Below are 21,932 nucleotides of genomic sequence, written 5' to 3' on the forward strand. Positions count from 1 at the left end.
TTTTCAGGAGGCCACCATTTCCTTATACTCTCCCTGAAGCTCAAATAAGCATTTAGCACACAGACAACCATCATAAAGCTCGCTGATGTATTGCACTTCGTTAAGATTGAGCTGAACCACACTACACTGACATTTGGTGTAGGAGTTGGCCTTACACTCTATTGGTGTACCGCAACGCTCGCAGGGAATGATTTCGTGTTTGGCCATTATTTTACAAAGATACGAGATCCTGATTTAAGGTGGAGATGCGTTAATAAAAATGACAAAGTGCTTATTTTCAATAAAAAAGGGTGTGGATAACTCTGTTGGGAACCTGTTTACAACCTGTGAACAAGCTGTTTGTAACCTGTTTATAAGCTGTGGGTAACTCCAAACACCTGTGGAAAACCGTTAATACAGGAATATTCCTTCTATTTTTTGGCTTAAATTCATCGGCTAATTTTTCATAAAATCAGAAGGCCAATTACAGCTGCTTTAATTCACATTCACTTTATCGGGTATTTTTTCTGTATTTAAGCTTATTCTTCGAGAAGAAATAAGCCTGTGAATAAGCCTATAGAAAAGTTAGTAAAAAACATAAATAGCTTATATACAGGAAACAACGATGTTGATAACCCTGTGGGTAACCTGTTAACAAGCTGTGGGGAAGCTGTGAATAGTATGTTTGTAAGCTGTGAGTAACCTATATAGCGCTTGTGGGAAATCTGTGAGCAACTTTTCAGAGCCGTGGAGAACTAATAATTTGGGGTGGAAAACATGTGAATAAGCAACAAGTATCCAACATAAAGCATGTGGATAACTATGTGGGAAACCATATTTACCCTGTGGGGAACGCGTTAAGAACCTGTTGGGAAACTATGAAAAATCGTTAATAAGCGTGAATAATCAAGTTTTAAATGTGCAGAAACAACAGACGCTATGTTTACAAGCTGTTCACAAACCTATTCTGGAATGTGGATAACTCATGTACAAAAAAAGGGGCAAGATGAAATCTTACCCCTTTATATATTAATTGTTAGAAGGAATTAACCTGAACAGCTGATACAGCCTTCTTCCATTGAACAAACCGGTCCATCAGTGATTTCTTCCACTACCTGCTCGATATGTTCCGGAATTACCGGCTCCATGTTTTTACCAGCCTGATTCTCTACAGTAAATTTAACTGCCTGAGAAGCCGCTTGTGTACGTAAATAATACATACCGGTTTTCAATCCTTTCTTCCATGCATAGAAGTGCATTGAAGTCAGTTTCGAAGTATTCGGTGCATTGATAAACAAGTTTAGGGATTGCGACTGACAGATATAAGCACCTCTGTCGGCAGCCATATCAATAATGCTGCGCATTTTAATTTCCCAAACTGTTTTGTACAGCTCTTTGATATAATCAGGGATCTCAGCGATGTCCTGGATAGATCCATTCGCTAAAATGATTCTGTCTTTCATTGCAGGAGTCCAAAGACCCAAAGCAACAAGATCTTTCAACAAGTGTTTGTTTACTACGATAAACTCTCCGCTCAATACCCTTCTCGTATAGATGTTAGAAGTATACGGCTCAAAGCACTCATTGTTACCTAAAATCTGAGAAGTAGAAGCAGTAGGCATTGGTGCCACTAAAAGAGAGTTATATACCCCATCTTTTACTACTTTCTTGCGTAGACTTTCCCAATCCCAACGGTTACTGCTTGGTTTTACATCCCAAAGGTCAAACTGGAATTTACCTTTCGATAAAGGAGACCCTTTAAAGGTCTGATAAGGGCCATTGATTACCGCAAGGTCATGTGAAGCAGTCATTGCTGCAAAATAGATCGTTTCGAAGATTTCTTTATTCAATTCACGTGCACCTTCACTTTCGAAAGGCAAACGCATTAAGATAAAGGCATCTGCTAAGCCCTGTACACCTAAACCAATTGGTCTGTGACGCATGTTAGAGTTTTTAGCCTCTTCAACAGGGTAATAGTTATAATCGATGATTTTATTCAGGTTTAAAGTCGCCTGATAAGTCACATCATATAATCTCTGGTGATCGAACTCACCATTGATCACGTATCTTGGTAAAGCCAGAGAAGCTAAGTTACATACTGCAACTTCATCTTTAGAGGTATACTCGATGATCTCTGTACAAAGGTTGGAACTTTTGATCGTACCCAGGTTTTGCTGGTTTGATTTGCTGTTGGCAGCATCTTTATACAACAAGTAAGGCGTACCGGTTTCGATCTGTGAATCCAGGATGGCGAACCATAATTCCTGAGCTTTGATCGTCTTACGTGCTCTTCCTTCTTTTTCGTAACGTTCGTATAAATCTTCGAATTCTTTACCGAAGCAATCGGCTAGTCCCGGTGCTTCATGCGGACAGAATAAACTCCAGTCTGCATTTTCTTCTACACGTTTCATGAATAAGTCACAAACCCAAAGTGCATAGAATAAATCACGGGCACGAAGTTCTTCCTTACCATGGTTTTTACGCAGGTCAAGAAAACTGAATACATCTGCATGCCAAGGCTCTAAGTAAATTGCAAAGGCACCTTTACGTTTACCTCCACCCTGATCTACATAACGCGCAGTATCATTGAACACTTTTAACATTGGAACGATACCGTTACTGGTTCCATTGGTACCACCAATATAAGAACCCGTTGCACGGATATTGTGAATGCTCAATCCAATACCACCTGCACTTTGTGAAATTTTAGCCGTTTGTTTTAACGTATCATAAATTCCTTCAATACTATCATCCTGCATTGTTAATAAGAAACAAGAAGACATTTGAGGTTTTGGTGTAGCAGCATTAAATAAAGTTGGAGTCGCATGTGTAAACCAACGTTCACTCATCAGGTTGTAAGTTTTGATTACGCTGTCGATATCACCTTTGTGAATACCTACAGAAACCCTCATGAATAAATGCTGAGGACGCTCTACGATCTGACCTTCAATTTTCAACAGGTATGATTTCTCTAATGTTTTGAAACCGAAGTAGTCAAAACCAAAATCTCTGTCGTAAATGATGGTACTATCAAGAATATCTGCATTCTCTTTAATCACTTCCCATACATCATCAGCAATTAATGAAGCATTTTTATCTGTTTTGGAATCTACATACAGGTACAACATTTCCATCGTTTTTGAGAACGACTTCGTGGTGTTTTTATGTAGATTGGAAACCGCAATACGGGAAGCCAGCAATGCATAGTCAGGATGCTTTGTGGTTAAAGAAGCTGCCGTTTCAGCGGCAAGGTTATCCAGTTCTGAAGTAGTTACCCCATCATATAAACCTTCGATTACCTTTTTAGCCACATCGATCGGATCCACCAGTTCGACGTTAAAGCCATAACATAACTTTTCGATACGAGCGGTGATCTTATCGAATCTTACCGCTTCTTTACGGCCATCTCTTTTTATTACAAACATATTTTTCAGGTATTTAAAGGTGCATATTGGCTTGTGATGAGCGAGCCAGCATCGGCACCAAATTTCTAATTATTTAAAAGTCGTCGTCTAAGGAGAATGCTGCAGCTTTATCTTCTGTTGAAGTCAGCACGCCACTCTTCTGGTAATCCCCTACTCTTTTCTCAAAGAAGTTGGTTTTTCCCTGAAGGGAGATCATCTCCATAAAATCAAACGGATTTGTCGCATGATATATTTTGGTATAGCCCAATTCCTGCAACCATCTGTCGGCCACAAACTCAATGTACTGAGACATCAACTTCGCGTTCATTCCGATCAGCGCAACCGGTAGTGCATCCGTCACGAATTCTTTTTCGATTTCAACCGCATCGCGGATGATGCCATGAACCTGCTCTTCGCTCAGTTTATTTTTAAGCATGCCGTACAACAGACAGGCAAATTCACAGTGTGAACCCTCATCTCTTGAGATGAGCTCATTACTGAAAGTTAATCCCGGCATTAATCCACGTTTCTTCAACCAGAAGATGGAGCAGAAGCTACCACTGAAGAAGATTCCTTCTACCGCAGCAAACGCAACCAAACGTTCGGCAAAATTTCCGTTGTCGATCCAGCGCAAAGCCCATTCGGCTTTCCTCTTTACACAAGGAACAGTTTCTATGGCATGGAATAACCTGTCTTTTTCGTCAGGATCTTTGATATACGTATCGATCAGTAAGGCATAAGTCTCAGAGTGGATATTCTCCATCATGATTTGAAACCCATAGAAGCAACGTGCTTCCGGAAGCTGAACTTCACTCATAAAGTTCACTGCAAGGTTTTCATTTACAATTCCGTCGCTGGCAGAGAAGAAGGCTAAAATATGAGAAATAAAGTGTCTTTCACCATCATTAAGATTGTCCCAATGCTTTTGATCATCCGAAAGGTCGATTTCCTCTGCTGTCCAAAAACTTGCTTCACTCTTCTTATACATTTCCCAGATTTCAGGATATTTAATCGGCAAAAGAACAAAACGATCTTTGTTTTCTTTTAATAATACTTCTTCTTCTTGCATAAGCATCTTTTTAATAGGTAAATGTATAGGATAGTTAAAAAGTCTTTAAAAATTCCAGCAGCCGTGCAATCCGTACTTAGTTTTAAAAAGATGAAAAGAAATCGAATCTTACAACAGCCTTAAGCAACTAAATATTAAACCTTTAACTAAAAATCTGGATGTGATTTATTAAAGAACTTTGTAATAACAAATATAAAGTCTGAGACCTTGATTCGTGTACATAAGTTGTTAACAAGCGGTCATATTTATCAACACGTTGAACAGAATTTGACATACCAGTTACCTTGAAAATTGGTATTTATTTCTTTTTTTCAAGTCCGGAACTTTGGCCGCAATGTTAATAAATATAGGGAAACTGACTATAGCCGCTTTAAAGTTAAAAAAGCTATTCTCTGTGAAGCTGGTAGCTGATCTCTACCTTTGAATGTCCCATCCTGTAGAAGCCCAGTTTTTTTGCTGCGCCAGCGGAAAGATCGATGATGTATTTTTTGCTGTGTGGACCTCTGTCATTCACCTTCACATCGACAGATTTACCATTAGATAAATTGGTTACTTTTACTACAGTTCCGAAAGGTAATGTCAAATGTGCGGCAGTCATTTTGCTGGCACGGTATCTCACCCCACTCGTTGTTTTGCGTCCTTCAAATTTCCGGGCATAATAAGTAGCATATCCTGTTTTTGTACGAACAGTGGAGTCTGCTTCTGTCTCTTGCTTCCTGAAATTTTCCCGGGCAGAGATGCCCGCGAAAGACAACATAAAACATAAAAATAAACAATACTTCATATTTACAATTGTTGGTGAAAGGACAAACATAAGCAAACTCCCCCCGGATAAACAAGAAATGCCCGACAAGTTATCATCGGGCATCATAGCAATATCATTATAAAACAAACTATTTCTTATCTGGCACAAAACTCATGGAGACCGAGTTCACACAGTTGCGTGTATTTTTAGCAGTGAAACCTTCTCCAATAAATACATGGCCCAGGTGAGCCTTACAATTTGCACATACAATTTCCGTTCGCATGCCATCTGCATCAGCAATTCTTTCCACCGCACCTTTGATCTCATCGTCAAAACTTGGCCATCCGCATTCCGACTCAAATTTCGACTCAGAACGGTACAATGGCGCATTACAACGTCTGCAGATATAGGTGCCCTTTTCCTTATTATTCAACAGCTTTCCTGTACCCGGATATTCTGTACCCTTACGTACGATTACATCCTCTTCTTCTTTGGTTAACTTATTCCACTCCATATTCCTGGTTATTTTTTTTGAATCTTCTTTTTTTTGCTTCTGGGCGCAAGCCGTCAGGCTGGTTAAAATTAACAAACCTGCCAGTATAAATGTTTTGTTGATCAAGGTCTTCATGTGTATCTCCTCTATTTTATACAATATACGGCTAAACTCTTTTTATAGTTTTAATGCTCTGCCATAATTTGGTCATCCTTATTCCATAAAAAAAGCTCCGATGAAAATTCACCAGAGCTTTTGATTTATACAAGAAGATCTTCTTATTTCTTCAACAGTTCAGCCATTGCATCACCGATTTCAGCAGGACTTTCTACTACACGGATACCGCATTCAGCCATAATTTTCATTTTTGCCGCAGCAGTATCATCAGCACCACCAACGATTGCACCTGCGTGGCCCATTCTACGTCCCGGAGGCGCAGTTTGTCCGGCGATGAATCCTACAACTGGTTTAGTTCCATGTTCTTTGATCCAAAGCGCTGCTTCGGCTTCCATACCACCACCGATTTCACCGATCATGATGATGCCTTCAGTTTCAGGATCATTCATCAACAATTCAACCGCTTCTTTAGTAGTTGTACCAATGATTGGGTCACCACCGATACCGATAGCTGTAGTAATTCCCAAACCTGCCTTAACTACCTGATCAACTGCTTCATAAGTCAAAGTACCTGATTTAGAGACTACACCAACTGTACCTTTTTTGAAGATAAAACCTGGCATAATACCAATTTTAGCCTCATCAGCAGTGATGATACCCGGGCAGTTTGGACCGATTAAACGACAATCTCTGTCAGAAATATATTCTTTTACCTGAATCATATCCTTTGTAGGGATACCTTCAGTAATACAAACGATAACTTTAATTCCTGCCTCAGCAGCTTCCATAATGGCATCTGCAGCAAAAGCCGGAGGAACGAAAATGATAGATACATTGGCACCGGCTTTATCAACCGCATCTTTTACCGTATTAAATACGGGCCTGTCTAAATGAGTCTGGCCACCTTTGCCTGGCGTTACACCACCAACAACGTTAGTTCCGTAATCTATCATTTGAGAGGCATGATAAGTACCCTCATTTCCAGTAAAACCCTGAACAATAACTTTTGAATCCTTATTTACTAAAACACTCATGTATCTATTTTTTTTTGTGCAAATCTAAGCTAATTGAAATGGATTGTCAAATGCATTACCATTTTTATTACAATCGATTTTTTTTCTACAAAAAGAGCAATCCCTGCGGGTTCAGGCCTTAACGTTTGACATTTACTCAAATATTTTCGCCGGGAAATGCAAATACTTCTTTCTTTGTATAAAACAAATTCCCGCAATGAAACCACTCAAAATCTTTTTTAAAATTACCAAAACAGGAAACGGAAAATTTCTGGCCACTAAAAATGAAGTGAACAACCTGATTGTAGACCTGATCAACAGAAATCCCAGTCAGTCTTCCAGCGCGCTAAGGGAAATTGCCATTAAGGAACTCAACAGTAGTCCGCCAGCGCAACAGGTCTTGAAAACAAATGAAAACTTCTTTATTGATAGAGTTACAGATATTGAGGTTGTTATTACCTACTTACCACAGGAAAAAACACTTTCAGAACAATTTTATACCCAGTGGAGGTATGTGCAGATCTCCGCTCCTTATCGGTTAGTTCAATATCTGGATGAAACCCGGATTGTTGTATATAGTGAAAAAACAAAAGTATTACACACCATCAAATTAGATAAGACAGTTACTGTAATTGTGGACGAGGTTTAAGAATTCAAGCTCATGGCCTTCCTTTTATGAATCCCCCGCTCAGATAAATAATACTTTTTCATCAATGTATAAAGCGTCAGTTCATGTAACCTTGGCTGGGAAAGAAAAAAGCGGTTCATATACATATGTATATAACTGGAAAGCAAATAAAAACCATCCGCATCGGCTAGAAGGCGTCCATCAAACAAAGCAAGTATCGCCTTAATCGCATCCTTCGTCCCCAACCTCCTTCTGGCAAATTCTGCAGTGGCTTCATCGATCTCATTTTCAATATCCTGCTCTGGATCCAGGAAGCTTCTGATGGACTTACTATGGTTTCTAAACTGGTCATTCAGCGCCACTGTTAATTTTTTATCCCCATTATGTTCCTTAAAAAATGCATCTGATATTTTTTCAAACACAGTGATTTTATCTTCCAATCCGAGTCCAAAGTCGTTCAATAGCTCATCTAGTCCTCTGGCCGCCAAAAGCCACCTGTACGACTCACCGACATCCCCCTCGATCATATTTAAAATCTCGGTGATGGCCACACTATCATGATAAAACAAAGTTTCTGAATTTTCGATGTTAAGCGCTCCATACCGCTCCAATTCCCTCACATAGGTATCCAGCTGAATTTTATACAGTCCATCCTCTTCAAGGTCAGCTTTAAATAAACCATAGAATCCTGAAATCACCTGGCCGACCGCAGTTATTTTCCCCGAATTAATTCTTAGACGTAAACGGATATGATGGTTCGGATCGGTATAGCGGATGAAAAACCATTCTTTAATCAATTCCTGATCAATCAGCGATTTGAGGTATGGTCGAATGGTTTCTACCAATACCTTTTCTGTGGTCTTAGTTCCGCCGTACAGCTTAAAATAAATCCACTCACTTCCAGGAATAAAAACCCGCTGGACTTCTGAATCCCTTGAAATAATTGGCTTAGGATATTTCAACAGGCCTTTCTTATTGGAAAGTGGCAATAGAATTTCATGTGCTACTCCTTCTTTCCCCTCTTTAATAAAACAGTCCTCCGCCCTTGCAAGAAATTCAGTGAGTCTAACCCCTCCTTTTTTATTCAGTTGCTGATAAACAAGAGTTCTTCCTAAATAATTATGGGTATCAATTAAAAGTTCATTATCATGCTCTGTAATACAAACATACCTTGGCACCTTCATTCGTTCTAAATGAGTACTTACAGAGGTAATGTCTTCTTCTATTTTCCCTGTCAGATCATTGAAAGCAAACTTATTTATGGTCCAGGAAGCTTTTGAAAGGATAATATTTTTATAGACTACCCGGGGAAGGAATGGGGAATCACTCAGGTTATCCCAATTCCAGTAGATGCTGTGACAAAGTCCTTCCTGCTGCAAGTCGCAGAGAAAACGGTAAACAGGCAAGCCATCCGTGTAATTATGTGCTGTTGATAACCTTGGGATAACAATTTTATTTAGCCTTACCGATCTTAACACCACCTTTCCTTCTTTTATGGAAACCATGATGTCCTGAATTCTGATCTGGTCTTTCAGTGACTTAGACGACCTCCCCAGGAAAGGAATTTCATAATTCCGAAGGTCAGGTCTGATTAGGATATTTCCGATTCTTGATTCCGGCAAATGGACAATCTCTGCATAAACTTTACCATCATCATCCGCCTCGTCCTCAGAAAGCATTTCTACTATATTCTTATACAATACGGGATCTCCATGACAAAACCGGGATAATATATTGGCCGCTGATGGCCCGGAGCAGGTACCAAGGGAAAACTGATAATTACCGGCATCCAATTCCTTAGCAGAAGGAGCAACAATAGAACCAAAAGCGAATAAGCTGGCTGGGACCTGCTCCTCAAGTCCTTCTTTCGTCCCTAATTCTTCCAGGTCGGCAGCCGTAAGTTCACCGATCCCTGTTCCACTTTCTACCGCTCTTTTAAAAACTTTATTCACCATGACAGTGGATGCAGACCAGGTGATCACTTTTGGCATTTTCTTTACACCCGGAACGATTCCTTCCAGTAATGGCAAATGATCCGATTTCCCTAAACTGCCATAGCCAATGCCAGATTCTCCATCCAGCACTTGCAACAAGGGGATTTCGCGATCCTCATATCTTTCATAAAATTTTTTTTTAAAATCATCCAGATCCTTTGCACTTGCCCTGGTAGACAAACAGTACAATTCAGAAAGTTGGGAAGTGATTTGAGCTGCCGTTTCAGCGTTCAATTGATTTTTTTTATGTTCAAAGAACAGATCCGTTTGAATCAGGTCCTTTGACTGGCACGCACCAAAACAATCATTTATAATCTTATGAACCTGCTCAAATGCACTTATCCCACCTTCATTCAACAGGGAGTTGATTTTCGTAATGTCTTCAATAACCTCAGGAGCAACCTTACCCCTAAGCTTGTCAGCGAGGGTATCCATATATATTTCTCCCGTAATCGTAGGCTCCAGTTCGCTGATCAGAATCTGGCTTTCGATCAGTTCATCAAGAAACGCTTCTGCCTCCTCTTTTTCCACTGTGGTTGCAGCAGCCATTAGTAACCCCAGAAGGTCCTCATAGCTCAACTCTTTATCCGCTGCCTGAATTAGTAAATCCAGGAATTCATTTTTTTTTACGGATGCCAGTGTATAATGCCTTCTTTTATGCGTTATCTTATATTCTATATAGCGATAAAATCCAGCAACAGCATATAAACTCGTATTTACGCTGTACGCCAACTTTCTCTTCAGCTCAGGAATCAGTTGTAAATGGTTAACCAACTCATTTACATAATTCATGTCCAGTCGCGACTCCTTCCTATGCACAGCATCCGCATACGAAATATGAGTATGATCACCAATCACACCTGTCGAGCAGCCTGCAAATAAACCATAAGGTGTACAACGGGTACTCATTCTGGATAAATATTTGTAAAGCGTAAGGATTAACTTTGAGCCCGGTTTTGCTTCTCCATTGATCACTTTACAAAACTCATAATACAGTTCAGGAGAAGCTGTGTAAATCGCTTCCATCAACACCGAATCCTCTTTATATTTATCTAAGAGTGTTTGTTCAAACACTTCATTGTTACTATATACCAGCTCATTGATCTCAAAAAATGTATTGACAGATAGTAGTGGTCGTCTTAGGAGGTAATATTTCGCGTGCGCTAATGAAAGCATGCTTTTCATACAAATAAAATTTTATGTCCTGTTATTTTGTTAAAATACAAACAATTCAGGACTTACATTGCGATACCTCGATTAAATTTATGTTAGAATTCCCCTTTGAAAAAACTGCATTTAACAAGCATGATTTCGATTTTGAAGTTCCAATGTACGTCACACTTGTCTTTTGCAGCTCAGGGATGGTAGATGTCTTTTGTATATATTTTTGTTAATCTTTTCATTCTCATTTCGAAACAAAGTAGCATCAAAAAAAAGTTAATGGGAAACTATTTAGATGAATGTCACCACTTTTTAGACGTTTATACAAATGGCGTCGACTAAACAACTTCATGGATAATTCCAGCACATCCGCCTTATTCGTCTAAGCAGATAGGATATTAGTCGAAAAAACGGCCAATTCACCCGTTAACGAAGCCATAAATATGAGCAGTGGAATCCATTAAAAACTGTTGAATTTGGAATTGAATGGCTAAAAATTTACCTTAGAATGCAATTATATGCCTATATCGCCAAAATATTGTAGATGTCAAGTATTGTTAATCAAACCACAGCCATTCTTCTTGGAACAAACAAAAACAAGATTGTCACTATTGCTACACATCTCATTTTTTGGATATGCATTTTCCAATGGTTCCTCTTTCAGGCACGATGGGTATCGGGAGATCAGCATCCTGAGGCTGCCTATCTCATCGGACTTCACAAATACATAATCATTCTTTCCTGTTTTTATAGCATTTCCTATGTTTTGGGCCGCAAAATATCCGACCTAAAAATTGGTATTTATATCCTGTTAATTTTGGTATTTACACTATTTCTGTACGGAACTACGGTATATTTATTGTACAACTACATAAATCAGGACAAGACCTTGCCCGGTTACTATAGATTCTTTGTGAAAAACATTTCTCAATTTGGAATGTGGACTTTTGTCAAAGAAAATGAGATCCTTTATTTTCATTTCGAGCAGTTGGGGCTCGCCTTGTTTCCGCCGCTAACGATAAAGATTTTCAGGGTAGCTTTCCAATCGAAAATTGAAAAGCTAAAGCTTGAAAAAAACAATCTGGAACTGGAACTCAATTTTTTAAGGTCGCAGATCAATCCGCATTTTTTATTTAACACTCTGAATAGTGTTTATTCGCTCATAGAAGATAAGGATGAGGTTGCCGCCTCGATTGTTTTTTCTTTATCTAATATGATGCGTTACGCACTTTATGATTCCAATACCTCAGAAGTTGAAGTCAACAAAGAATTAAATTTCATAAAAAGTTATATCGACATCCAGAACATAAGACATAGCAAAAGGTTATCCATAGAGATGGATTTTACGAATATGTACGACTTCAAAATCCCCCCTTTGCTGCTGATCAATTTTGTGGAAAATGCATTTAAACACGGAGTAGATAAGATTGCTAAAGATTCCTGGATCAGGATCAAGGCTTCAATTGACAATGGAAATGGATTCTGCTTCCAGATTAGTAACTTGAAACCGGCCAATGGCAGCCCCAAAAGTATTGGAGGAATCGGCTTTTCCAATACAAAAAGAAGACTAAATATTCTATACCCTCAACGTCACCTCCTGGAAGTCAAGGAAGATGAACTAACTTACAACCTCCTTTTAAAAATCTGGTAAAAATGGAAAACAGCATTTCGTGTATGATTATTGACGATGAACATCTGGGGCAAGAATTAATCGAAAAATACGTGAAACGTATTCCTTCATTAAATCTTTTAGCAAAATGCGAGAACGCCATTGAGGCACTGGAGCGGGTATCGACCTTACGGCCAAACCTGATCTTTCTGGATGTTAATATGCCCGAAATGACAGGTATTGAGTTTATAAAAACCTTCAGCACCTATAAACCGATTATTGTATTGACTACGGCCTACCCTGAATATGCAATTGACGGGTATGATCTGGATGTACTGGACTTTATTTTAAAACCCATTACTTTTGACCGCTTCGTTAAGGCCATTAACAAAGTTAGAGAAAAGCTGGCATATGGAAATTTCAGCACCCAATCCCAGATCCCCGAAATCCAGGTCAATGACCTGGAGAAAACAACCTCAAATGAAGCCCAGCTTAAAAACCGGCAGATTCTCTTTAAAGAAAACAAAAAATATGTGAATGTATCCATTGATGAGATTCACTTTGTGGAAGGCATGAAAGATTATTTAAAAATCCATACCACTTCCAAAATGCTCATCACTCATATGACCATGACCAGGATTGAACAACTCCTTCCCAGCACTGAATTTCTGAGGGTAAACCGCTCCTTTATAGTAAGAAAACTTTCGGTAAAAGCCATCAAAGGAAACACCATAGAACTCACCACAAACCGCGAAGTGCCAATCGGTACCCGCTATAAAGAAGTGATTAAAGAACTGCTGGACGGGGGAGCCCTTTAACATCCGTCGATTAGTCGAAAGAGGTTGTCAATTCGTCGAAATAAATCGCACTTTTACGTATCCTTTTGTTTATTTGGTTTCACCTTATTATAAAAAACCATGAAAAAACTAAACAAAACTACCAAAACTTTAAACCTAAAAAAAGCAACAGTTTCTAACCTGACTGCGCGTACAGTTAAAAATGAGGAAGCTTCATTCATAACCACTACCAGACTTTGCTGGGAAACGACTAGCGCAGTATCTCTCTAGGGTTCTCAGAAAACGCAAGAATTGACATTTATAAAAGCTGAAGTCATTAATGGAAGGGACAAAATATTATACCTGCGGAATTATAGAGGACGAAGCGCTCGCTTATTCCCTATTGGAAAAATACATTCTAAGAATGGGCCTAATAGAAATTAAATGGTCTACGCCCTCTGTAGATGATGTTTTAGCTGATGCTCATGAAAAAGTTGATATTGTTTTCCTCGATCTCATTAATAGTCCCTTATCCATTTACACAAAGATTGATCATGAGATCAATCAATACGGTAATATCATCATTACTACTGCCCATAACGAAAAATATGTAAACACATTGGGGATTGACTACCTTCAATTGTTAAATAAGCCTTTCTCCTATAAAATTTTCGAAGAAACCATTAATGAGGTTATGATCCAGCTTCAATCTGTGAGTAAGATCGCATAAACCGAAAAATAAATTATTGGATTGTCCTGTAATTTTTTCCATCATTGATCCCTTTAGGGAAAAATTTTATAGAAGAAATGCAAGAAGGGGTAGATGAAGAAGACATCAAACAACGCTGTTCGCATGGGGATAGAGCGGCTTATGCACTATTGTATACCTTTTATTTTAAGCCGCTTTACCGCCATGTCTTTTTATTCCCGAAATCAAAGAAAGAGACTGAGGAGATTACTTGTTCCTCGATCATCTGAGAAGACTGCAAACCCAAAATAAAGTCATCAGAATAGCTAGTCCGCAGACAGCACCTCAAATCAGATCAACCACAAAGATTACATTGCCCAGTATCAATGTCAGAAATGAAACGCTAGAAGAATCCTTGACTGCTTAATTAAAGATCAGCCTTTTACATATAAAATTGTTCAGAACACAGTCGCCCTGACTAAGAAGGAGCAAACACTTATAGACAGGTTATCCACATACTTTTCCACAATAGATGTAAAAGCAGAATCACAGATGAAATGGGAAGCCTGCTTGTTGGCGCCATAATTAGTATTGTCACCAGTGAAGGCGACAACGACAAAAAACGGGCGACTATTTTCTCACTTTAAAGGGAGGGAATGCTGCAGCAATCAGCGATAAAAACGGAGAGTTTTTCCTTAAAAATGTAGATGAGAAAGCGGCATTACTCATCTCATTCCTCAGATATAAGACTCAACCAGTGAAAGTTGCAAAAGAAATCGGTGTAATTAAGATGATTCTCGATGCAGGTAATCTACAGGAAGTATTGGTAATGGTGAACACCGGATAGCACTCTATTGCAAGAGAGAGAAGTGCCGGAGCGATTGACAAGCCGGATATGGATATCTTAACGAACCGCTCCGGCTCTATGGGTGTAATTCAACGCCCGACGGACTGATTCCAGGATTAGTTATTAACAATTCCACAAGCCCTAACGGAAATCTTATCAATGGAAAAAGAAGCTCATCCGTAATGATCAGAGGACTTACTACGATCAGTGATTTCAACAATCGCGACCCTCTGTTTGTAGTCAATGGTGTTCAAGTAACAGATATCAATTCCGTAAATCCTAATTGATGTGAAGACATTACCATATTAAAAGACGCTACAGTCGCATCAATCTGGGGTTCAAAAGCTGCCAATGGTGTCATTGTCATCATTACAGATAAAAGAGCAAACAATAGGGAGTTAAAGGTAAACTACTGTAAGCATCTTTCCTATATGGTGTCCCACCATCTGCGCATGACTTCCTCCATCTTCAGAAGAATATAACTTAGGGCCACCAAAAACTTCTGCCACAAAATGAGCTCCATGGCTTACATGCTCCGGAGACCTATTTTCAAAGACTTCAGCAAGTAAATCATCTTTTAAAACCTTATCATAAAACCTGCTGAACAACAATTCGAAAGTTTGCATATCTCCCGCCCATTCGTATAAAGTTGGTATATCCTTCATGAGATTAACATTTGCTATGGTTGTAGCATTGAAGATAACAACAAAAAATATTAAAAATCGTAGACCGTTATTAAAATATCCCGGCTTGCAATAGCTGAATTTAGCAAGGGTTCGATTTGATCCCAGATACCACCGGCAAGACCACAACCTATTCTTGGCATGTGCACCGTGGCGTTATTTTCTACAGCAAATACGCCGATTTTATCTAACCCGGCTAATACCGCTTCATATCGGATAGGCGAATTTCCCCGCTCGTCTTTATTGATTTTGTGCTGTCCAATCAGGTTGGCTACCCATATGTCTGTTTCCACCTGAACAAATTGAACCGCTCCAAGGGAAAAGTTCTCTTTCGATTTATACCAGTTCCGATAGCTTTGTTCTGGTAACCTCCAGCGTTTAGAGACCGCCATGACAAAGCCTTTGCCCCAGCCACCGATATCGTTACAGATGTGAACGATAATTTTGTTGCCCCCTGCTTTTGGATTTGTCGCATCTCCTTTGAGGTATATGATCTCTTTCAATTGCTTAGCTTTTTAAATATTTCGAAGGTACGTGCTCGGTAAGCCAAACCTCATTCTCTGATAAAAAAAACTCGTAATTGTCCCGGTACATTTGTCCGGACAATACCTCAAACACAAATGGCTTTCCATGTCGCTGTCCGACATTAATCGCAGTTTCTTTATGCTGGCTCAAATGAACATGATGCCTGCTTTGTTTCTCCAGACCAGAACTTTTGATCAAATCTACAAACCTGATCCCTGTTCCATGATACAATACTTCTGGTGGCTCTTGTGGACTATACCCCAAATCGACCGCTACTGAATGCCCTTGATTAGCCCTGATCTTATCCCGTTGTTCATTAAAGCTAAATCTCTTTTTGGCATTGGTATCCACGATATACTTCAGCATTTCGAAATCTAATCCAGGCTCTGTTTTTCCAGATTTCTGAATCAGCAAGGACACATCAGTCCATCCATTCCCATCCAATTCAATACCAATCAATTCCGGATGGTGTCTTAATACAAAACTTAGAAACTTGCTAATTCTTTTATTTTCTTTTTCACTTATCATATTTCAATGGTATGTTCTCAGCTTTAGGAATATTGGTTCACATTATAAACAATAGATTTTTTTGGGTCATAAAAAGCAAAGACATTATTCCCCTCCACTCCATACTGGTATAACCAACAGGCCCCCAGCGGAATTGTGTTGATCAGATTCGCCGGAAATGAGTAATATTTTTCATTAATAATCAGTTCTTCTCCCCCTGCAATAAAATCTTTGGTGTTAAAAGCGGAAAATAGCTTTTTAGCATTATGGTTCTTTTGCTTCAACTTTTCAATTCCATAATTGAAAAACGTATTGATATAATACGTGCTGTCAAATGAACCGAATTCTTTAGTATAATGTGCTGTAATATGAGCTTCATACTCCTCTTCCGCTATGCCTTTACTCAAATATTCAGCGCCCGAACGCTCAAAATCCTCTTTAAGAAAGCGGTAAAGGTCTGGAATATAAGTATGCCCTTTAAAGGATTTGAAATCCCCTTTAAAATCATACTTTCCGTCTTTAAGCTCAAAAACAGAAAATCCTTCATTTAATTCAGCAGATTCCTGCGTTTCATCCAACCAAAGTCCATTATAAGAAACCAGGTGAAAAATCTGTTTTTTATTCTCTTCTTTTGTTGAGAAGCTCAGAGAGCATAAAGGATAGAAAAATCCTTCCAACTTCTGATCAAAGAAGACATCTTTAAAATCAGGATAATGAACAACTTGTAGACTTTCTATTTTAAAAGGATGTTTTCCTTTGCTGCAAGATTGCTTCCAGGCCTCAGCTACCGGTTTTGTTGCGGACATGCTGCAGCGCAGACAAATGCGTTCCCCCTCCCGACTTGATAAGACTGTTGCTTCTTTGCCACAATTGTCGCAGGTCTCTTTCTTAATACCATTGGCACATAACATGCACACTCCATCATTTTTTTGATATGTTGCCGGCAGAATAAGTGCCCCGCATCCTTTACAAGGTAATTTCTCCATTATATATTTATTCCATCCTGAATGAGGTTGTTAGTTTGATTTTACCGTTATTAATAATTCGCTCTTATAAATGCTTTCCGGTGAAATCACCGTTTCATTCATTGGGATTTTTTTGCCATACCGGGCATTCATTTTTTCCTTTACGGCAAGACTGGTCAAATCAAAGCTTTTTAACTTTTCAAGTTTCCCCAGTTCCAAACCTGTAGCTTCCTTATAGACTTTCCAAATGAGTTCTGAGCAATAGACTCTGTCGTCTGTCCATTCAAAATAGAGGTCGTAATGCTTCCCTTTAAACCGGTCTCCAACTGTTTTCATCTTGCTCAAGACCAAAGGTGTTAATATTTTATCCTCATTTTTCAACCTCTTGATTACAAAATGGCCTCCAAATCCACGGGCAATCCATTTGTTCAAAGGTGTTAGAGAAACAGGCTCTACAGCTTCATAAACGAAATAGTTCTCCCCATTCTTATACACAATTCCACAATGGCTGTACTTAGAATGTGTAGCCAGCTGAATCGCTTTGCTTTGTCCAGATACCGAGGTCTGGAAAATAATATCTCCATTTTTTATTTCTGTTGTACCAGCGCTCTCCTTACTCTTTTTATCGGACTTATTCACTTGATGTAGCGGCCCAAAAATCTCATTTCTGGCATAGGTACCTGCAATAATCAACAATATTAAAACCAGGATTGTGCTGACTCGTCTTCTCATTTTATTTTCAAATGCTATAAAGAAACACAATTCTTCCGGTTTCAACCCATCAGCGAATTGACATTTTTTATTCAATTTATTAAATAACGCATCTTCCATCAACATTCTTATTCCGCATTTTATTTAAGTTTACAAAACTTCAAGTCAGGAAAGCTATGAAATGGTATAATAAACCACTTAAATCAGTTGAAAATGCAAACTCAATAACCATGACTGTAGATCCGGGAACTGATTACTGGAGAATTACCCATTATGATTTCATCAGAGATAACGGTCCTTTCTACTATACAGAACTAGCCGGCGACCTTGAAGCGAGTGTAAAAATTACCGGAGAATTAACAAATATCAGTATTCATAGCAAGGAAAGAAAAGACTACTCCAAACTTGATCTGGAAATGTTAAGAGTGATACAGTTACTTCCAAAACGGAAGCCAGGAAGATGTCAGGGACGAGAAGTTCCGGTTCGCTTCATCTCACCTTTTATCTATTAACCTCTTCCTAAAAACTATTTTCATTGCGGATTAGAAAAAGTAACATCAAATTTATTTCCTTTTGATTTCCTTTTCAATTGCTTTCCATGTTAATTAATTTTCAATTGATCATCAATAGGAGGTTGATAGGTCCTTGATTGGTTTTACTGACCTTTTAACGATGTTTTCGAGGCCAACGGACCATTAATATTACGTAAACACATATGAACATCATAAAGAGGGACAGCTGATTCTATGCGATAACGAATCGTTAAAAATGGAAGTCTACGACTATCTCGATAAAGTCCTGGATTACTTATCCTTTATCATTGATGCCGAAGGTGAGCTAAAAACCTTAAATTTATAAGAAAAAAGAGTGATACAAGCGCTGAACAGGAATCATCAGGCAGAGACAATCCCACCGGAATTGAATTGAAGATCATATAATCTTTTGTAATATCCATCCAGCTTTAACAGTTCCTGGTGGGTTCCCATTTCTTTGATCTCCCCTTTATCCAGAACCAATATTTTATCTGCTTTCTGGATCGTAGACAAGCGATGTGCAATAACGATGGAAGTTCTACCTTTCATCAGGTTCTCTATGGCCCGTTGGATCAGCATTTCTGTTTCGGTATCTACTGAAGAGGTGGCCTCATCCAATACCAGAATCGACGGATTATAGACCAATGCCCGGATAAAGGAAATCAATTGCGCCTGTCCTGCCGAAAGTGTTGCACCACGTTCCATTACATTATATTGATAACCGCCAGGCAGTCTTTCGATAAAATCGTGGGCGCCAACTTTTTTCGCTGCATCCACCACTTCTTCCATGGTAATGTCTGGATTATTTAAAGTGACATTGTTAAATATCGTATCTGAAAACAGGAAGACATCTTGTAAAACTGTCGCAATATTGCGCCTCAGGTAGTTTAGCTGATAATCCTGGATTTTAACGCCATCCACCTTGATCTCCCCCTTCTGTATCTCATAGAACCTATTCAGGATATTAATCGTAGAAGACTTACCTGCACCGGTAGCACCTACCAAAGCAATCGTCTTTCCAGCCTGCACTTCAAAAGAAATGTCTTTCAATACATAATTTTCTTCATTATAAGCAAACCAGACCTTATCAAATGAAATCGAACCTGCCATCTTTTCAGGAGCAAAGGTTCCTTTATCTTCTGTCACCTCGTCGGTATCTAAAACCTTAAACACCCGTTCTGCTCCTACCATCCCCATCTGAAGGGTATTGAACTTATCAGCAAGTTCCCTGATCGGGCGGAAAAGCATTCCGATATATAGAATAAATTCAGCGATTGTCCCCGGAGTTACGTCGAGTGGCTTAGCAAGGATACTTCTCGAGCCATACCATACCAGCAAGCCTAATGACATCGCCGAAATGATCTCTACTACCGGAAAAAAGATGGAATAATACCAGTTAGAACGGATATTTGCATCTCTGTAACGTGCATTGATCTTTATAAACTTTTTATACTCCTGCTGTTCCCTCGCAAAATATTGGATAATAGAAACTCCGGAGATGTGTTCCTGCAGATAAGTATTCAGATTAGAAACCTCTGTTCTGATTTCCTGAAATGCTGATTTAATGGCCTTCTGAAAAACGGAAGTCGCCAGCATTAACAAAGGCATAGGCAATAATACGACAAAGGTCAATGCCCAATCCCGGTAGATCATCACTCCGATAATCACAATCACCATCAGAATATCACCAATGATGACAATCAAGCCCTCGGAAAAAATTTCTGCTATCGTTTCCAGATCGGAAACTGTCCGGGTAATCAGCTGCCCGATAGGTGTATTGTCAAAATATTTTAGTCTGAGCTTGGTAATGTGGTTAAAAACATTGATCCTCAGGTCCCGGATAGCCGATTGCCCAAGCGTATTTGTCAGCAGGGTATGACTAAACTGAATTCCCGCCTGCAGCACGAGCAGGATCAGCATCACGATGGTCATCTGTAACAAGCCTCCGTGCTGGTCTTTCATGATGTAATTATCCAGGGTATATTGGATCAGGAAAGGCCGTACGGGTGCAATTAAAGCGAGTAATATGGTCAACACGATTGCCCAGATAAAGATCCTGCGGTAAGGTTTTACATATTGAAAAACTCTTCTCAATAAGCCAACATTCAACGCATCACCAGTTATTTTAGACATATCAATAGTTTACAAAGGGATAAACAACATTCACTAAATATAAACCACATGCCGGAACGGACTGCCCTGCGTTACTACGGTTTTTACTTTCAATAATTTCTCTAAGCTGTACTAAGTTAATTTCTTTTTTTCCAATCCTAATCAGGGTACCTACAATGGCGCGCACCATATTTCTCAGAAAACGGTCTGCACGGATGGTAAATTGTAAGCCACCATCTTTTAGCTCAAAATAAGCTTCGGTGACCTTACAGTTGTTGGTAAATGTTTGGGTATTGGATTTACTGAAGCAGGAAAAATCAGTGTATTCAAGAATAATTTTAGCTGCGTCATTCATGGCTTCCACATCCAGCTCCCCTTTAAACAGCCAGGACCGCTCTAATTTAAAAGGATCTTTATGAAAATGAAGGTGGTAATGGTAAGCCCTTTCTATGGCATCGAAACGGGCATGTGCATCGGCGGCGACTGGAAAAACACGCTTAACTGCAATCTGGTAGGGCAACAAAGAGTTGATCCCGGCAATGGAACGTTCTGCATTAACTGGTTTTTCTTCAGAAATCTCCAGGTCAAAATGGGCAAAGAATTCCGTAGCATGAACGCCGGCATCTGTCCGCCCGCAACCCAGCGTAACGACAGGCTGACGGAAATAAACAGACAATGCCTTATCCAGACATTCCTGCACGGTCATGGCATTTGGCTGTATTTGCCAGCCATGATAATCTGTGCCATTATAAGACAATTCAATAAAATATCGCTGTATGTTCGGTTTCAATAGGACAAATTTAATCTTTTGGATCAAGATATTGATTGGTTAGTAGGGGCCTTTTAATATATTTGTTGAAATTATTGAACTGATATGATACAAAGAGTACAATCTATCTGGCTTCTACTAGCAGGCCTGACCATATTACTTTTAATGTTTATCCCGATTGTAAGCAGCCAATCTAACGGCTCGGAATACTGGATTTTGGCAACAGGTTTATACCAGAAAACAAACGGAGCAGTTGGAAAAACTGATTATTTCAAACCGTTATTTCTAAATACAGTATGTGTAACCATGCTTTGTATTGCTACTATATTTACTTTTAAAAACAGGACGGGGCAGAAACGTCTGATTATTGTAGCCATCCTCGCGATGATTTCTCTTGGCTTCTGGATCTTCTATTACGCGCAAAATCTTCCGGGTGGAATTGCTGCGGTAAAACCGGGTATAGGTGCTTTTTTACCCGTTGCAGGCATCTTGTTTTGTGCTTTGGCTATCCGTGGAATTCGTAAAGACGAGCAGTTATTGAGGTCGGCAGATCGACTCAGATAATTAATCGTCTCATTTTTATTTAGTTACGCATCTGTGAAAT

21 protein-coding genes are annotated in these 21,932 nt (G+C 39.2%); 7 read left to right on the forward strand and 14 right to left on the reverse strand.

Annotated elements, in window-relative coordinates; all coding sequences use genetic code 11:
• Positions 1 to 3: 3 nt before the first annotated feature.
• From AAFF35_RS25805 to sucD, 6 genes are all read right to left on the reverse strand, one after another.
• Positions 4 to 207 carry a cysteine-rich CWC family protein gene (locus tag AAFF35_RS25805; RefSeq protein WP_342329394.1) on the reverse strand — a complete coding sequence of 68 codons (204 nt, stop codon included), beginning with the start codon at positions 205 to 207 and terminating at the stop codon, positions 4 to 6.
• Positions 208 to 1,025: 818 nt separating this feature from the next.
• Positions 1,026 to 3,404 (reverse strand): ribonucleoside-diphosphate reductase subunit alpha, encoded by a 2,379-nt coding sequence (locus AAFF35_RS25810; RefSeq protein ID WP_342329395.1) that lies wholly within the window; start codon positions 3,402 to 3,404, stop codon positions 1,026 to 1,028.
• A gap of 73 nt (positions 3,405 to 3,477) precedes the next feature.
• Complete coding sequence (locus AAFF35_RS25815; protein WP_342329396.1) at positions 3,478 to 4,452, reverse strand: ribonucleoside-diphosphate reductase small subunit; 975 nt, start codon at positions 4,450 to 4,452, stop codon at positions 3,478 to 3,480.
• Between the two features lie 385 nt (positions 4,453 to 4,837).
• Positions 4,838 to 5,236: a septal ring lytic transglycosylase RlpA family protein gene (locus AAFF35_RS25820; RefSeq protein WP_342329397.1), complete on the reverse strand. Its 399-nt coding sequence runs from the start codon at positions 5,234 to 5,236 to the stop codon at positions 4,838 to 4,840.
• 109 nt (positions 5,237 to 5,345) lie between these two features.
• Positions 5,346 to 5,825: a methionine-R-sulfoxide reductase gene (locus tag AAFF35_RS25825; protein ID WP_342329398.1), complete on the reverse strand. Its 480-nt coding sequence runs from the start codon at positions 5,823 to 5,825 to the stop codon at positions 5,346 to 5,348.
• 143 nt (positions 5,826 to 5,968) lie between these two features.
• Positions 5,969 to 6,841, reverse strand: a complete 873-nt coding sequence (sucD, locus tag AAFF35_RS25830; protein WP_073232338.1) for a succinate--CoA ligase subunit alpha — start codon at positions 6,839 to 6,841, stop codon at positions 5,969 to 5,971.
• Between the two features lie 196 nt (positions 6,842 to 7,037).
• On the opposite strand from sucD, the gene AAFF35_RS25835 reads away from it, so the two are divergent.
• Positions 7,038 to 7,469, forward strand: a complete 432-nt coding sequence (locus AAFF35_RS25835) for a hypothetical protein (RefSeq protein ID WP_342329399.1) — start codon at positions 7,038 to 7,040, stop codon at positions 7,467 to 7,469.
• Here AAFF35_RS25835 and AAFF35_RS25840 read toward each other — a convergent pair.
• Positions 7,466 to 10,627 carry a lantibiotic dehydratase gene (locus AAFF35_RS25840; RefSeq protein WP_342329400.1) on the reverse strand — a complete coding sequence of 1,054 codons (3,162 nt, stop codon included), beginning with the start codon at positions 10,625 to 10,627 and terminating at the stop codon, positions 7,466 to 7,468. The two genes, AAFF35_RS25835 and AAFF35_RS25840, sit on opposite strands and share 4 nt — an antisense overlap.
• 520 nt (positions 10,628 to 11,147) lie before the next feature.
• On the opposite strand from AAFF35_RS25840, the gene AAFF35_RS25845 reads away from it, so the two are divergent.
• From AAFF35_RS25845 to AAFF35_RS25860, 4 genes are all read left to right on the forward strand, one after another.
• Positions 11,148 to 12,254 carry a sensor histidine kinase gene (locus AAFF35_RS25845; RefSeq protein WP_342329401.1) on the forward strand — a complete coding sequence of 369 codons (1,107 nt, stop codon included), beginning with the start codon at positions 11,148 to 11,150 and terminating at the stop codon, positions 12,252 to 12,254.
• Between the two features lie 2 nt (positions 12,255 to 12,256).
• Entirely contained in the window at positions 12,257 to 13,030 is a 774-nt protein-coding gene (locus AAFF35_RS25850) for a response regulator transcription factor (protein ID WP_342329402.1), read from the forward strand.
• Positions 13,031 to 13,328: 298 nt separating this feature from the next.
• Entirely contained in the window at positions 13,329 to 13,718 is a 390-nt protein-coding gene (locus AAFF35_RS25855; protein WP_124581182.1) for a hypothetical protein, read from the forward strand.
• A gap of 77 nt (positions 13,719 to 13,795) precedes the next feature.
• A complete protein-coding gene (locus tag AAFF35_RS25860; RefSeq protein WP_342329403.1) occupies positions 13,796 to 13,966 on the forward strand; it encodes a hypothetical protein in 171 nt (56 codons plus the stop codon).
• Between the two features lie 955 nt (positions 13,967 to 14,921).
• On the opposite strand, the gene AAFF35_RS25865 is transcribed toward AAFF35_RS25860, so the two are convergent.
• The 5 genes from AAFF35_RS25865 to AAFF35_RS25885 are packed head-to-tail and all read right to left on the reverse strand — an operon-like array spanning position 14,922 to position 17,935.
• A complete protein-coding gene (locus tag AAFF35_RS25865; RefSeq protein ID WP_342329404.1) occupies positions 14,922 to 15,188 on the reverse strand; it encodes a hypothetical protein in 267 nt (88 codons plus the stop codon).
• Positions 15,189 to 15,238: 50 nt separating this feature from the next.
• On the reverse strand, positions 15,239 to 15,709 hold the full coding sequence (locus AAFF35_RS25870) for a hypothetical protein (RefSeq protein WP_342329405.1): 471 nt from the start codon (positions 15,707 to 15,709) through the stop codon (positions 15,239 to 15,241).
• A gap of 4 nt (positions 15,710 to 15,713) precedes the next feature.
• On the reverse strand, positions 15,714 to 16,259 hold the full coding sequence (locus AAFF35_RS25875) for an RNA 2'-phosphotransferase (protein WP_342329406.1): 546 nt from the start codon (positions 16,257 to 16,259) through the stop codon (positions 15,714 to 15,716).
• A gap of 23 nt (positions 16,260 to 16,282) precedes the next feature.
• Complete coding sequence (locus AAFF35_RS25880) at positions 16,283 to 17,224, reverse strand: hypothetical protein (protein ID WP_342329407.1); 942 nt, start codon at positions 17,222 to 17,224, stop codon at positions 16,283 to 16,285.
• Between the two features lie 30 nt (positions 17,225 to 17,254).
• Complete coding sequence (locus AAFF35_RS25885) at positions 17,255 to 17,935, reverse strand: YiiX family permuted papain-like enzyme (protein WP_342329408.1); 681 nt, start codon at positions 17,933 to 17,935, stop codon at positions 17,255 to 17,257.
• Positions 17,936 to 18,090: 155 nt separating this feature from the next.
• On the opposite strand from AAFF35_RS25885, the gene AAFF35_RS25890 reads away from it, so the two are divergent.
• Positions 18,091 to 18,426 (forward strand): DUF1349 domain-containing protein, encoded by a 336-nt coding sequence (locus AAFF35_RS25890; protein WP_342329409.1) that lies wholly within the window; start codon positions 18,091 to 18,093, stop codon positions 18,424 to 18,426.
• Between the two features lie 381 nt (positions 18,427 to 18,807).
• On the opposite strand, the gene AAFF35_RS25895 is transcribed toward AAFF35_RS25890, so the two are convergent.
• Together AAFF35_RS25895 and truA are read right to left on the reverse strand one after the other, a co-directional pair.
• A complete protein-coding gene (locus AAFF35_RS25895) occupies positions 18,808 to 20,580 on the reverse strand; it encodes an ABC transporter ATP-binding protein (protein ID WP_342329410.1) in 1,773 nt (590 codons plus the stop codon).
• A gap of 1 nt (position 20,581) precedes the next feature.
• Positions 20,582 to 21,349: a tRNA pseudouridine(38-40) synthase TruA gene (gene truA, locus AAFF35_RS25900; RefSeq protein WP_342329411.1), complete on the reverse strand. Its 768-nt coding sequence runs from the start codon at positions 21,347 to 21,349 to the stop codon at positions 20,582 to 20,584.
• An 84-nt stretch (positions 21,350 to 21,433) separates the two neighbouring features.
• Between truA and AAFF35_RS25905 the strand changes: the two genes are divergently transcribed.
• Positions 21,434 to 21,892, forward strand: coding sequence for a DUF4293 domain-containing protein (locus AAFF35_RS25905; protein ID WP_342329412.1), 459 nt, complete (start codon positions 21,434 to 21,436; stop codon positions 21,890 to 21,892).
• Positions 21,893 to 21,932 lie beyond the last annotated feature (40 nt).

Origin of the sequence: Pedobacter sp. FW305-3-2-15-E-R2A2 (assembly GCF_038446955.1) — a bacterium.
GTDB lineage: Bacteria > Bacteroidota > Bacteroidia > Sphingobacteriales > Sphingobacteriaceae > Pedobacter.

Bases quoted from the DNA above. Each gene is read 5' to 3' on its own strand.
- AAFF35_RS25850 (WP_342329402.1), top strand. From the start codon at position 12,257: ATGGAAAACAGCATTTCGTGTATGATTATTGACGATGAACATCTGGGG.
- AAFF35_RS25860 (WP_342329403.1), top strand. From the start codon at position 13,796: ATGCAAGAAGGGGTAGATGAAGAAGACATCAAACAACGCTGTTCGCAT.
- AAFF35_RS25880 (WP_342329407.1), bottom strand. From the start codon at position 17,224: ATGGAGAAATTACCTTGTAAAGGATGCGGGGCACTTATTCTGCCGGCA.
- AAFF35_RS25815 (WP_342329396.1), bottom strand. From the start codon at position 4,452: ATGCAAGAAGAAGAAGTATTATTAAAAGAAAACAAAGATCGTTTTGTT.
- AAFF35_RS25840 (WP_342329400.1), bottom strand. From the start codon at position 10,627: ATGAAAAGCATGCTTTCATTAGCGCACGCGAAATATTACCTCCTAAGA.
- AAFF35_RS25805 (WP_342329394.1), bottom strand. From the start codon at position 207: ATGGCCAAACACGAAATCATTCCCTGCGAGCGTTGCGGTACACCAATA.
- AAFF35_RS25845 (WP_342329401.1), top strand. From the start codon at position 11,148: ATGTCAAGTATTGTTAATCAAACCACAGCCATTCTTCTTGGAACAAAC.
- AAFF35_RS25810 (WP_342329395.1), bottom strand. From the start codon at position 3,404: ATGTTTGTAATAAAAAGAGATGGCCGTAAAGAAGCGGTAAGATTCGAT.
- AAFF35_RS25825 (WP_342329398.1), bottom strand. From the start codon at position 5,825: ATGAAGACCTTGATCAACAAAACATTTATACTGGCAGGTTTGTTAATT.
- AAFF35_RS25865 (WP_342329404.1), bottom strand. From the start codon at position 15,188: ATGAAGGATATACCAACTTTATACGAATGGGCGGGAGATATGCAAACT.
- AAFF35_RS25895 (WP_342329410.1), bottom strand. From the start codon at position 20,580: ATGTCTAAAATAACTGGTGATGCGTTGAATGTTGGCTTATTGAGAAGA.
- AAFF35_RS25835 (WP_342329399.1), top strand. From the start codon at position 7,038: ATGAAACCACTCAAAATCTTTTTTAAAATTACCAAAACAGGAAACGGA.
- AAFF35_RS25875 (WP_342329406.1), bottom strand. From the start codon at position 16,259: ATGATAAGTGAAAAAGAAAATAAAAGAATTAGCAAGTTTCTAAGTTTT.
- AAFF35_RS25905 (WP_342329412.1), top strand. From the start codon at position 21,434: ATGATACAAAGAGTACAATCTATCTGGCTTCTACTAGCAGGCCTGACC.
- AAFF35_RS25855 (WP_124581182.1), top strand. From the start codon at position 13,329: ATGGAAGGGACAAAATATTATACCTGCGGAATTATAGAGGACGAAGCG.
- AAFF35_RS25890 (WP_342329409.1), top strand. From the start codon at position 18,091: ATGAAATGGTATAATAAACCACTTAAATCAGTTGAAAATGCAAACTCA.
- AAFF35_RS25885 (WP_342329408.1), bottom strand. From the start codon at position 17,935: ATGAGAAGACGAGTCAGCACAATCCTGGTTTTAATATTGTTGATTATT.
- AAFF35_RS25820 (WP_342329397.1), bottom strand. From the start codon at position 5,236: ATGAAGTATTGTTTATTTTTATGTTTTATGTTGTCTTTCGCGGGCATC.
- sucD (WP_073232338.1), bottom strand. From the start codon at position 6,841: ATGAGTGTTTTAGTAAATAAGGATTCAAAAGTTATTGTTCAGGGTTTT.